The 12033-nt window shown below is 50.8% G+C and carries 12 protein-coding genes and 1 tRNA gene; all 13 read right to left on the bottom strand.

Annotation, left to right across the window (positions count from 1 at the left end):
• Positions 1 to 234 (bottom strand): hypothetical protein (locus HQL65_10900; protein ID MBF0136740.1); only part of this gene is annotated, 234 nt, incomplete at its 3' end.
• Positions 235 to 1355: 1121 nt separating this feature from the next.
• Positions 1356 to 2555: a hypothetical protein gene (locus HQL65_10905; GenBank protein MBF0136741.1), complete on the bottom strand. Its 1200-nt coding sequence runs from the start codon at positions 2553 to 2555 to the stop codon at positions 1356 to 1358.
• A gap of 198 nt (positions 2556 to 2753) precedes the next feature.
• On the bottom strand, positions 2754 to 3356 hold the full coding sequence (locus tag HQL65_10910; GenBank protein ID MBF0136742.1) for a DUF2441 domain-containing protein: 603 nt from the start codon (positions 3354 to 3356) through the stop codon (positions 2754 to 2756).
• A 542-nt stretch (positions 3357 to 3898) separates the two neighbouring features.
• Positions 3899 to 4306 (bottom strand): type II toxin-antitoxin system VapC family toxin, encoded by a 408-nt coding sequence (locus HQL65_10915; protein ID MBF0136743.1) that lies wholly within the window; start codon positions 4304 to 4306, stop codon positions 3899 to 3901.
• Positions 4303 to 4542, bottom strand: coding sequence for a hypothetical protein (locus HQL65_10920; GenBank protein MBF0136744.1), 240 nt, complete (start codon positions 4540 to 4542; stop codon positions 4303 to 4305). Before HQL65_10920 ends, HQL65_10915 begins: the two co-directional genes overlap by 4 nt.
• 44 nt (positions 4543 to 4586) lie before the next feature.
• A tRNA-Ile gene (locus HQL65_10925) sits at positions 4587 to 4662 on the bottom strand.
• Between the two features lie 30 nt (positions 4663 to 4692).
• Positions 4693 to 6786, bottom strand: a complete 2094-nt coding sequence (rpoD, locus tag HQL65_10930; GenBank protein ID MBF0136745.1) for an RNA polymerase sigma factor RpoD — start codon at positions 6784 to 6786, stop codon at positions 4693 to 4695.
• A gap of 83 nt (positions 6787 to 6869) precedes the next feature.
• On the bottom strand, positions 6870 to 8717 hold the full coding sequence (locus HQL65_10935; protein MBF0136746.1) for a DNA primase: 1848 nt from the start codon (positions 8715 to 8717) through the stop codon (positions 6870 to 6872).
• 22 nt (positions 8718 to 8739) lie between these two features.
• On the bottom strand, positions 8740 to 9189 hold the full coding sequence (locus HQL65_10940; protein MBF0136747.1) for a GatB/YqeY domain-containing protein: 450 nt from the start codon (positions 9187 to 9189) through the stop codon (positions 8740 to 8742).
• Positions 9190 to 9358: 169 nt separating this feature from the next.
• On the bottom strand, positions 9359 to 9712 hold the full coding sequence (locus HQL65_10945; protein ID MBF0136748.1) for a histidine triad nucleotide-binding protein: 354 nt from the start codon (positions 9710 to 9712) through the stop codon (positions 9359 to 9361).
• Between the two features lie 100 nt (positions 9713 to 9812).
• Positions 9813 to 10550 carry a phosphoribosyl-ATP diphosphatase gene (locus tag HQL65_10950; protein ID MBF0136749.1) on the bottom strand — a complete coding sequence of 246 codons (738 nt, stop codon included), beginning with the start codon at positions 10548 to 10550 and terminating at the stop codon, positions 9813 to 9815.
• Positions 10547 to 10936 carry a phosphoribosyl-AMP cyclohydrolase gene (gene hisI, locus HQL65_10955; protein MBF0136750.1) on the bottom strand — a complete coding sequence of 130 codons (390 nt, stop codon included), beginning with the start codon at positions 10934 to 10936 and terminating at the stop codon, positions 10547 to 10549. The genes HQL65_10950 and hisI overlap by 4 nt, the downstream gene beginning before the upstream one ends.
• Positions 10937 to 10948: 12 nt before the next feature.
• Entirely contained in the window at positions 10949 to 11743 is a 795-nt protein-coding gene (gene hisF / locus HQL65_10960) for an imidazole glycerol phosphate synthase subunit HisF (GenBank protein ID MBF0136751.1), read from the bottom strand.
• Between the last annotated feature and the right edge of the window lie 290 nt (positions 11744 to 12033).

Below are 12033 nucleotides of genomic sequence, written 5' to 3' on the forward strand. Positions count from 1 at the left end.
CCGCAGCAGATCATGATGTTGAGTCAGCAACGTGAATGGATGGAATGGATTTTTTCCCTTCTCGAATAATTCTGCCGCCCCTTCCTGCAACATCTTTTTCCACGTGTGAATCATGGCTGGATAGATTCCATACCGACTGACTAACTGAGCTACGATTTCCTCATCCTTCAGGGCGTCCATAGCTACCTTGGCTTTGAAACCCGCATTATGTTGACGTCGTTTCGCTGTACTCATTTTCCGCCTCCTTTGTTGAACTTAGGAGAGGCAATTGTAGCTTAACCAACTGTCGCATTCTTGGGGTCCACCATACTCAAGGCGGCACTGGCACCCATTTCCTACGTAACCCGATTATTCGTAAACACTTGCGTCCGAAACTTGATGACGAAACGTTGGGCCACGGTGAAACAACGCTCCCACAGTCAGATTGTCCAGGATTTCAACCTTCCAGTCCACTGAAATTTGTCAAGTTTAGCTTCCATTGCGTCCAGAATCTGGCCGGATGAATCAATCGGAAGGGGCACCCCGAATTTCTGGCGGAAAGGAAATAGATATACTGTCCCCGGATTTCAAAATGTTTTCTATCGCAGCCCAAGGGAAATGCGTATGGTGTCCCTCTATTTCCCGCAGACCTTCCAAGCTAAATGTCGGAATGCAAGACCTGACCCCAGACCTTGACCCCAGACCTTTTGGACCCCAGACCTTTTGTGTGACCCCAGACCTTTTGGGGGAACTTCAGACTAAATGTCGTAATGCAAGACCTGACCCCAGACATGTGTATTTCCCTGAATGCAAGATCTGACCCCATTTCCCGCAGACCTTCCAAGCTAAATGTCGTAATGCAAGACCTGACCCCAGACATGTGTACAGACCTTTTGTGACCCCAGACCTTTTGGGGGAACTTCAGACTAAATGTCGTAATGCAAGACCTGACCCCAGACATGTGACCCCAGACATGTGTACAAGACCTGACCCCAGACATGTGTAAATTTAATTGGTATGGTGTCCCCCGATTTTGTCCCCCGATTTCCCCAGACATGTGTAAATTTAATTGGTATGGTGTCCCCCGATTTCCCGGATTTCAAAATGTTTTCTATCGCAGCCCAAGGGAAATGCGTATGGTGTCCCTCTATTTCCTGGTCAAGGGAAATGCGTATGGTGTCCCTCTATTTCCTGGTAAGGGAAATGCGTATGGTGTCCCTCTATTTCCTGGTAAGGGAAATGCGTATGGTGTCCCTCTATTTCCTGGTGTCCCTCTATTTCCCGCAGAAGGGTGAAGTCAATGCCGACAGCACGCCAAATTTTTTATGGCTATAAATTTAATCGGTATGGTGCCACCGGATTCACCGAGTTTTCCTTCACAGTCGCTTGATTTCTAAAGCAGCCTGTGCCGCTCGGTGAGCCAAATAAACATCAGAGGCATATTTTTTAGCAAGAAACATTATGAAATATGATGGTAAATTTGTCAATACACTAGATAAAGCAAACGATAAAGAGTCTGGAACATAGCCAAGCAGCTTATTAAATATAGCAGCGCAAAACATGGTTGCTATTTCTATTGATCTTCCAATCTCACGAATCGTCCGCAGCCTAGTTTTAGAAATAAGAAAATTTCGCGCTGACATCAACATAAAGTTAGATTCTATAAGGCATTCATTGAATAATTCTCTTAAATAAAAAATCCATTCCATCCATTCACGTTGCTGACTCAACATCATGATCTGCTGCGGTGTCATATCTTCAAGAATTTCACACAATGTTCTACCATGCTGAATATGAATATACTTACCAATATAGCGAAGAACCGTTCCGGTCAATCCAGGGTACTCATTGACCAATACAGCACCAGAAGCTTTAGCATTTGCAACAGAAAAACGATAATCAAGCTCATCAAGAATGATTTGCCTAGCATATCCGCAAACCTTTAACTCTCTATCAATCCTTTTTATAATAGACAATCTCTGAAATAGATGTGAATCTTTTGTAATATAATTCATTATATTGACAACATTGTCGGCACGTCGCGTAGATTGGAATGTATTTGTTAAACCATTAATAACATATTTATTATTTGAAAATGCATTACCAACTTCTTCTCTGTACGTTTGATCGCAATCCATTATCCTTTCTTTAACAAGTTGTATGGATGGCGTGTGTTGTATTAGGTTAGCATGAACATTCTGCCAATATGCACTCGTGTAGCCTTGGAATTCAAAATGAGTAGTAAGCTCTTTTTGAGAAAAATTATTTTGTAACTTTGAAATTCGAGATTTAATATACCTCTCAAAGTCACCTCCATATTCTGGACTCAGAATGTATTTAATCTTGCCAATACGAAACATCAGTTCATAATCATAAATCAACTGGGCTGTATCTTGGCACTTTGCCATAGCAGGTGCCGGAAAGATCAGCACTCTATTATAATCATCATCTACAGCTAATGATAATATATCGAAGGATAACTTTATCGCCTTCTCTTTGGAGGTGATTCTGGTTTGGCTAGAAAAATGATCAAGATAATCAATAAATATCCATTCAGGTATTGGTGGCGACGACATGCAACGCTCCAAAATCCAACAGTACTCAAGATAACTAATATTTTTTTGCCTCGAAATCTGACAAATTCGGGGGCAGCATACCGATCTATCTTATGGCTATAGATTTAATCGGTATGCTGTCTCCTGATTTCGGATTTATGTACGATTTCCAGAAATATCAAACTACTACTGTCACCCCGGCAGAACTGGAGGATTACCCTATATTACCTTAGAAGGATCGCTAAATATCCCCTGCACGGTCATTTTTCCAACAAAAAGAACTTCCTCTCTCTTAAAGTTTATATTTTCGCCTCTCCAGTATGCTCTTGCATTTTCACGATATTTTTCGTGCGAAAAAACATCATTTTTCAAATAATTTTCACAGCCATGATGAACCTTGCCAGTAACATTCACCTTAAATATTCTTCTAGAACCGCGCCTAGTAAGTTCATCAAACCAAAATGGCAAACTTTCTTTTGTGCAAAGCCAGATTCCACTTTTTCTTGATGGCAATTCTTGATATTGAAACTCTTGGGTTCTAACATTTTCAAAAATCAGCTCTCTTATAAACATACTTTGCTCTCTAATAACGCTTAGTGCTTGTTCTGCACAATTCTTTATTTTGGAAATATCTGTTGATTCGCTGATCTCTTTATTAAAATTTTCCAAATACTCCTTAAAATAAACACCGTCAACTTTAGATTCAAACACATCATAAAACTTAAAGAAAGAATTTGTAGCGTCTTCGTCGATCATTATTAGCTGCCCAATATTCCAGCAATTATCCTTACAAACATAATATTCTTTATCTGCAACCATCATTTCGATTATTCCTTTCTATTAAAAACAGTCTGAATCTTGGGGTATAAAGTCCGGGGGCACCAAACCGATTTACTTTATGGCAATAAATCACTTCATCACTGAGCCATTGCGGACCCAGGTTCGAATCCTCCCCCATTCTCCGCAACCAACTTTCACATCGAACCGGTCCAGCATCAGGAGTCAATAATATTCTCCCAATATCATGCTGTTAAGTGAGTCCGAAATTTCCGGACCCACCCAGGGCGGGTCCACAGGTTTTGGAGAATGGGGCCGAAGAGAGAATGATATCCGCCCATTTCGACGTCTGCAAGTCCGGATTTCGACCAAGTGCGTTTTCGAACCGTCCCGCGCAACCATTGGAAACATTGGACTTTTCCGCCCCCGCGCAAGCCACCCGAAAACGCACTCCACGGAGAATGGGGTCAGGTCTTGCATTGCGACATTTCCTTTTCGGACAGGAATTCCGGGGATAGTATATCCGTTACCCGTGGGAATTCCGGAGACACAATATGAAACTCCTCCCCCATACCTTATTTCCCTCTTTATGGGCTTTCCCAATCCTCCAACTGCAACCCATCCACCCGTTGAAACTCGCTCACGTTATGAGTTATCAGGATGGAATTTAGAGAGAGCGCATGGGCGGCAATCAGGGTGTCCAGAGGACCAATGGGTTGCCCCTTTGCCAACAAACCACAGCGGATCTTGGCAGCCATGGCGGCTTGATCTTCCCCGAAATCCAACACATGGATATAACTCAAGAAATGCATCAGATTGGCGCGGTTTTGTTCCACTCGACTGGATCGACAAACACCAACCATTAGTTCATAGCGAACAATTTGCGAAATAGCTACCTCACCAGGGGTTATCTCCAGCAACCGCTGTCGCAACAAAGTCGGCACACCCTTGATGATTCCGATACATGCATTCGTATCCAATAAATAACGGATCACCCAAAAGCCTTCCTGGGAAGATCCTCTGCCTTATCCTCATCGTGTTTGAGAAAGTCCTCCGCTACCGCCGAGAAACCATCGACAAAACCCTCCCAAGACGACCTGCAAGGGGTCAATACCAAGCTGTTGCCAGATGTGCGAACGATTACTTCCGATGCATTCAGATAGAATGCCCGGGGAAGATGGATCTCCTGGATATCCCCACGATACACCACCTTGGCAATGGCATGGGTCATGGCTCCTCCTGATCTCTGCGAAATTCCGGAATTCCAAATCAAATTGGTGGGCCCACCAGGATTCGAACCTGGGACCGACCGGTTATGAGCCGGCGGCTCTGACCGCTGAGCTATAGGCCCGACTGGGGAGACATGATCGGGGATTTTGGGTCAGGATTCAAGGAAACTCCTGAGTTTGCGGGAACGGGTGGGGTGGCGCAGCTTGCGCAGGGCTTTGGCTTCGATCTGCCGGATGCGCTCGCGGGTGACGTGAAATTGTTTGCCGACCTCTTCAAGGGTGTGGTCGGTTTGCAAACCAATACCGAACCGCATGCGCAGGACATTTTCTTCGCGACCGGTCAGGGTTTTCAGGACCCGGCCCGTGGTGTCGCGCAGATTGGACATGATGGCCAGGTCTGACGGGGAGAGCATCGATTTGTCTTCGATGAAATCTCCGAGGTGGGAATCCTCCTCGTCACCGACAGGGGTCTCCAGGGAGATGGGTTCCTTGGCAATTTTGAGTACCTTGCGAACCTTTTCAAGGCTCATTTCCATCTGTTCGGCAATCTCTTCGGGGGTGGGTTCCCGACCGATTTCCTGGACCATCTGCCGGCTGGTCCGGACCAGCTTATTGATCGTTTCGATCATGTGAACCGGGATGCGAATGGTCCGGGCCTGATCGGCGATGGAACGGGTGATCGCCTGCCGAATCCACCAGGTGGCATAGGTGGAAAATTTATAGCCGCGCCGCCACTCGAATTTGTCCACGGCCTTCATCAGGCCAATGTTGCCTTCCTGGATCAGATCCAGGAATTGCAGGCCACGATTGGTATATTTTTTGGCGATGGAGATGACAAGGCGCAGGTTGGCTTCGACCATCTCTTTTTTGGCCTGGGCGGCCTTGCGTTCGCCGTTGAGAACCTTTTGATAGGTGGCTTTCAGGTCGCCGATACTTTGTCCGGCCTCGATTTCCAATTGGCCCAGGGATTTTTGTACTTCCTGGATTTTGTCGCCATGTTGGATGAAGCGTTGCCAAGCCTGGTCGGGATTGTTGGCGAGTTGATCCAGCCATTCCAGGTTGCTTTCGTTGCCGGGAAAGGCGAGCAGCAGGGACTCTTTGGGCAGGCCGGTCTTTTCGACGATTTCCAGAATCTTGCCTTCCAGGGAGCGGGCACGATGCACAAAATTTTTGATTTTTTGCACAAGACGGTCGCGCTGTTTTTGGGAAAATTTGACATCCGAAACCACTTCAACAATATGCTTCTTGCAAGTATCATATTGTTTTTGGAAGCGTTTTAATTTTTTCCCATCACCTTCATCGCGGGCCAGATCCATTTCGGCCAGGATTTGTTTGAGATTTTCATTTTCCCGGGCGATGGTATCGAAGGTTTCCTGGGTCTGGCGGATCAACTCCCGCATACGTCCGCCATCATCGACGGCTGGATGATCGGGTGGCACGACATCATCCCCCACGAGATCGGCCAGGACATCGAGTTCGTCGGGTTCGAGAGCGGCTTCCTTGATTTTTTCCCTGGCCGGATTTTCTTCGGGAATTTTTATTTCCGCTGTCGTTTCCTGGACTTTATCCGATTCCAAGGGCTGGTCGAGAATCGGATCCAGGATGGGAGGCTCTTTGTCGAGATCCAGAGGTTTGTTTTCATCGTGTTCGTCATGTTCTTCGTGACTGTTTTCTTCTTCCTCTTCCTCATCTTCGTCGGCACCGCTGTTTTCTTCCAGGGTGGGAGGGGCGATATCCAGGATATCCCGCAGGGAGATCTGGTTGTCCCGCAATTTTTCCGCCAGACTGATGACTTCCTGGAAAGTGGAGGGGGCATCGCAGATGGCGGCGATCACCTCGTTGCAACCGGCCTCGATCCGCTTGGCAATGACAATTTCACCTTCACGGGTAAGCAGTTCCACCGAGCCCATTTCCCGAAGGTACATGCGTACCGGATCATCGGTCTTGCCCAGATCGATATCGTCGATCCCTGCTTCCAGGGGGGAACGTTTTTCGGGGGCGTCGATGTCATCAATTTCCATCTCCTCCCCTTCGAGAATTTTGTCTTCACTGATTTTGTCGAGGTCTTCCGGTTTTTCTTCCAGGGCGTCTTCCGGTTCATCGACCAGGCTGATGCCCATGTTATCGAGCAGGGCGACGACATCCTCGATCTGTTCGGCAGAGGTGACGTTGGTCGGGAGGACATCATTGACTTCATCGAACGTGAGAAAACCCCGCTCCTTGCCATGCTCGATGAGCCGTTTCATGTGGGTCCGGGTAATGTCGTCACTCATAGGGCTTGTCCACACTGAAGGGTTGACGTTCCTGCATGGTCATCACGGGCGATCTATCAATGAATGGTCAGGGAAAGACGTTTTTTCTGGTCGAGACGTTGCAGCTCTTTTTTGTACCCGCTCAACTGGACAAGTTCCTGATCGGTCCAGGTTCCGGTGGCCCGATTTTTTTCTTCCATGCGGCGCATGTCGCGCACAATGTGCCGTCGCAGGCAGGTATCGAGGCACCCTTCCAGCTCTTTTTCAATATTGTCGGGGGTGGTCTCTTCGGCACTCAGGACTGTCTGGGCCAGGTTTTGCAGCTCCTGGCTGGAAAGCTGTTCCAGGGGCAGGGGTCCGGTGTCATGCCACTCGTCACTGAGGTGGATGCACGCATGGAGCAGGGCATTCAGGTGCGGATTTTCCAGTTCCAGGTGGTGCAGGTCATCTTCCAGTTCCCGCAAAAAGCGCGGGTGACGCAGGAGAATCGCCACCAGGGCCTGTTCAAAATTGCGTCCGGTCATGGCGGTCCGGGGAAAAACAGCCGGGTGGCGGACTTCCCGGGGAACGCGCTGATAAGATGCGGTGATTTGGCCGAGGACCTGGGAACCGGTCAAGCCAAATTTTTGGCCAATCTTGTCGGCAAACAGGCCGCGCAGCAGGGGATCCCCCACTTTGAGGAGGCGTTCGCGGACCCGATGGATCAGGGCGGCGGTACCTTCCGGGGTTTCGATTTGCAGCTCCTGGCTGAGGTGTTCCTGTAAAAATTCGAGCAGGGGTTTGGCTTTGCGCAGGCGGCCCTGGAAGGCTTCGCTGCCTTCGCGGCGCACCACCTCGTCGGGATCTTTGCCTTGGGGCAGGAAGACAAAATCGACATGCCGATCCGCTTCCATTCCTTCCATGACCCGTTCCAGGGCGCGCCAGGCGGCTTTCTGGCCGGCGACATCGCCATCGAAGCAAAAGGTCAGGTGGTGGCAACGCCGCCACAACAGCCGCAGATGGTCGGCGGTCAGGGCGGTACCCAGGGTGGCTACCGTATTGTTGAAGCCATGTTCGACGAGGGTGATCAAATCCATGTATCCTTCGACCACCACAACCCTTTTTTGGCGTTGGATGGCTTCCTGGGCCAGGTCAAGGCCGTAGAGAATGCGACCTTTCTGGTAGAGTTCGGTTTCGGGGGTATTGATGTATTTGGGTTCCCCGGGTTCCAGGAGCCGTCCCCCGAAGCCGACCAGGCGACGGCGATGGTCATGGATGGGAAACGTGATCCGATTGCGAAACCGATCATATTGGTTGACTTTATGATTTCCACCTTTTCCATCTTCATGGTCAGTCGGGCGGCTTATGGTACACAGGCCGATTTTTTCCAGATTTTCTCCGGCGGCGGTTCCGCCTCCAAAATGGTTCAGGAGATGGCGCCAGCCGGGTGGAGCAAATCCCAGGCCAAAACGCCGGATGGTTGCTGCCTGGAGACCTCGTTTGGCAAGATAGAGCCTGCCTGCTTCTCCCCCGGGGGCGGCCAGTTGACTTTGGAAGTAGCGATTCACGGCGGCCAATAGTTCCTGGAGTTGGTGCAGTCGCGCTCGTTGGGCGGCATCTTGCTGTTTTTGGTCTCCTTGGATCTGGGTGGATGCAGGAAGTTCCAATCCGGCTTCCGTGGCCAGGGTTTCGACGGCATCCTGAAACGACAATCCCTGGAGCTGCATGAGAAAATCAATGGCATCTCCCCTGGCATCACAGCCAAAGCATTTGAAGTAGCCGTGATCACTGCGCACATTGAAGGAGGGGGTCTTTTCTTTGTGGAAGGGACACAACCCTGTCCAACTGTTGCCTTTTTTTTGCAGATGGACATGGCGGCCGATCAGGTTTGCCAGGTCGATCCGCTCCTTGAGCCGATCCAGAAAGCTGTCCGGATAACGTGGCATCCAGGGCCAGCCTCCTGCCGGTTCAGGTAGCGGTCAGTGCGGCTTTGACCATGGCCGAGACCTGTCCCATTTCTGCCTGTCCGGCCACCCGATCTTTCAATATTTTCATGACCCGCCCCATATCCTTGGGATTGTTGGCACCACATTCTGCGATGACGTCTTTGACAAGTTTTTCCAGTTCGTCAGATCCGATGGCTTTGGGGAGGTAGGACTCCAGGATGGCGGCTTCGCGTTCTTCCTTGTTGGCTTGATCTTCCCGGCCAGCCTGGCGGAAGGCCGTGACCGATTCGCGGCGTTGTTTGATCAACGTGCGCACGACGCCGAACAGGGCGGATTCACCGGTATCCTCTTGTCCAGATTTATCCAGATTGAGGATGGCGGCGCGCAGCATACGGATGGCGGAAAGACGTTCCGCATCCTGTGCTTTCATGGCCTCTTTCAGGTCCTGGGTGATACGTTGGCGGAGATCCATGGGTTTTGGCCTTTCTCTTAAAGCACAAAAGCCCCTCTCCAGGGGCTTTTTAATAAGCTCTGTCTTCTACCCTTTCCTGTCAAGTTTGTCAAGTTGTTTTTTCCTGCCTGCCTCTCCTGTTCGTGGCCCGGGTTGGTACGGGAGGTCGGTGACGGAAGGGGTTGGAGGTTCAGCGCCGGGCGGCGAGGGGGCCAATCGGGCGGCCACCCAGGATGTGAAGATGGATATGGAACACTTCCTGGCCGCCATGCACACCTGTATTGATGCTGACCCGATAGCCCGAATCGGCCAGGCGCAGCTCCCGGGCCACATGGGCCGTGCGTTCCAGGAGATATCCAGCCATATCGCGATCATGCTGGGTTATACTGTCCAGAGAGGTGACATGCTGGCGTGGAATCACGAGAACATGCACCGGTGCCTGGGGATTGATGTCATGGAAGGCAACCACGCGCTCATCTTCATAGACCATGCGGGACGGAATTTCCCCTTGAGCAATTTTGCAGAAAACGCACTCTTCGGACATGACACACCCTCCGATCAAAAGAGATTTTTGAACAGGCTGTTGGACAGGGCAAGGAGGTTAAGAGACAGTATGGACCAGGTTGCCGGACCGGGCAAAGGCATCAGAAGAGATCCTTGAACACATCGTTGGACAGGGCAAAGGTAAAGAGTCCAATATTGTCGCTGATGCGCAAACCAATACCTGATTTGGTGATGCGTACCACTTCGAACTCGAACCGAAAATCCTGGGCATGCGGTGTTGGACTGTGGTTGGCCTGGGTCTGGAGGCCTTCGTCGCCGACTTCGATGCGAACTGCGGATGTGTTGGTTGGTGGTACCACCGAGGCATCGGATGACACTTCAATTTCAAAAAAACCTTGTTCGCCGAGCAACTGCCATTTTGGTTCATAGTCTGTTTCCAGCATGATGCCTTCCATGCTGACATCCGACGTGATACCCGCAATGGTGATGCCATTGAACAGATTCAGAACCAACTGTTTTTGATGGACCCGTCGTTCGCTGGTTCGGCGTGGTATGGCGGCCAGGGTAAGACCTGAGGTACCAAAACGGTTTTGCAGTTCCTGAAAAACCGCATCCGGTGGAATATCCATGTCTGCCAGCATGATCCAGAGGTGAAACAGCAGGTCGGCTGCTTCCTGGATCACTTCGGCGGGATTATTGTCTTTGCCGGCCATGACCACTTCAAAGGCTTCTTCATCGACCTTGCGCAGGATTTCACCACGGCCTTTGTGGTACAACTGGGCCACGTAGGAGTGCTTGGGATCTGCCAGTTTGCGCTCCAGCAGGACCTTGTACAAATCGTGCAAAATCGTCTGGGTCGCAGATGAAGAGACACTCATTTGCCGTAAATCTCCTCGGGATTGATTACAGGGGTACTGATTTCAATCCATTCATGGCCCTGGACTTCCAGATAGAAGCAGTTGTGGCGTCCGGTATGGCAGGCCACACCGACCTGGTCCACCAGGAGCAGGAGGGTATCCCGGTCGCAGTCGGTACGAATTTTTTTCACCTTTTGGACATGTCCTGAGGTTTCCCCTTTTTTCCAGAATTTTTGCCGACTGCGGGACCAGTAGCAGGCGATGCCCGTGCGCAGGGTTTCGGCCAGGGAGTTGCGATTCATCCAGGCCATCATGAGAATTTCCCCGGTATCATGTTGCTGGGCGATGGCGGGGATCAGACCATCGGCATTGAATTTCAGGGTTTCCAGATCGGGCAGGGTTTCCATGGTGGGACTCTCTCAACCGGGTGCGGGGGAATCGATGCGCACTTCGACACCATTTTGGCGCAAGAAGGCCTTGACCTCGGGTATGGTGTGTTGTCGAAAATGAAAAATGGATGCGGCGAGGACCGCATCGGCCTTGCCTTGCTGGAGTCCTTCCAGCAGGTGCTGCATGACACCGACGCCACCGGAGGCAATAACCGGAATGGTTGTGGCCGCCACGATGGCCCGGGTCAAGGGAATGTCGTAACCGATTTTGGTGCCATCGCGATCCATGGAGGTCAGGAGGATCTCTCCGGCCCCATATTTTTCCATGCGTTGAGCCCAGGCAACGGCATCCAGGCCGGTGGGTTTGCGGCCTCCGTGGGTAAAAATTTCCCAGCGCACGGGTTGATTCAGGGCGTCGCGCTCAACGCATTTGGCATCGATGGCGACGACGATACATTGCGAGCCGAACTGGTTGGCGGCTTCTTCGACAAATTCCGGGCGAAACACGGCAGCGGTGTTGATGCCCACCTTGTCGGCCCCGGCATTCAGGAGATTGCGTATATCCTGGTTGGTACGCACGCCGCCGCCGACGGTCAGGGGAATGAACACCTGCTCGGCGGTCCGGCGGACCACATCCAGAATCGTATCCCGGCCTTCATGCGAGGCGGTGATATCAAGGAAGGTCAGTTCATCGGCCCCTTCGGCATCATAACGTTGCGCCGCCGCCACCGGATCCCCCGCATCGACCAATCCCTCGAACTGCACCCCCTTGACCACACGGCCCTCTTTGACATCCAGACAGGGAATGATGCGTTTGGCAAGCACGGTATTATCCTTGGCGTTGGGAACATTCAAACCAGATCATCAGGACTGGCACCACACTATACCGACACTTCCGCACCGAAACAATCGCTGCAAAGGGGGCTGCTCTTCGACAATGGCCATTTGTACCGCAAGGAACACCATCCATTGTTTGCGTCAAATGGTACTTGGCTTATCCCCGCCTTGGCGATCAGGACCTGGCAGAGATGATGGACAGACTTACCAAGAAGTGCATTGGTTAGCCGACATTGACGGGCACCGCATATCGGGTGGATGCTACCCTGACCGTTTAC

Source organism: Magnetococcales bacterium (genome assembly GCA_015228935.1).
Lineage (GTDB): Bacteria > Pseudomonadota > Magnetococcia > Magnetococcales > DC0425bin3 > HA3dbin3.

Bases quoted from the DNA above. Each gene is read 5' to 3' on its own strand.
- HQL65_10905 (MBF0136741.1), bottom strand. From the start codon at position 2,555: ATGTCGTCGCCACCAATACCTGAATGGATATTTATTGATTATCTTGAT.
- HQL65_10910 (MBF0136742.1), bottom strand. From the start codon at position 3,356: ATGATGGTTGCAGATAAAGAATATTATGTTTGTAAGGATAATTGCTGG.
- HQL65_10920 (MBF0136744.1), bottom strand. From the start codon at position 4,542: ATGACCCATGCCATTGCCAAGGTGGTGTATCGTGGGGATATCCAGGAG.
- rpoD (MBF0136745.1), bottom strand. From the start codon at position 6,786: ATGAAACGGCTCATCGAGCATGGCAAGGAGCGGGGTTTTCTCACGTTC.
- HQL65_10935 (MBF0136746.1), bottom strand. From the start codon at position 8,717: ATGCCACGTTATCCGGACAGCTTTCTGGATCGGCTCAAGGAGCGGATC.
- HQL65_10940 (MBF0136747.1), bottom strand. From the start codon at position 9,189: ATGGATCTCCGCCAACGTATCACCCAGGACCTGAAAGAGGCCATGAAA.
- HQL65_10945 (MBF0136748.1), bottom strand. From the start codon at position 9,712: ATGTCCGAAGAGTGCGTTTTCTGCAAAATTGCTCAAGGGGAAATTCCG.
- HQL65_10950 (MBF0136749.1), bottom strand. From the start codon at position 10,550: ATGAGTGTCTCTTCATCTGCGACCCAGACGATTTTGCACGATTTGTAC.
- hisI (MBF0136750.1), bottom strand. From the start codon at position 10,936: ATGGAAACCCTGCCCGATCTGGAAACCCTGAAATTCAATGCCGATGGT.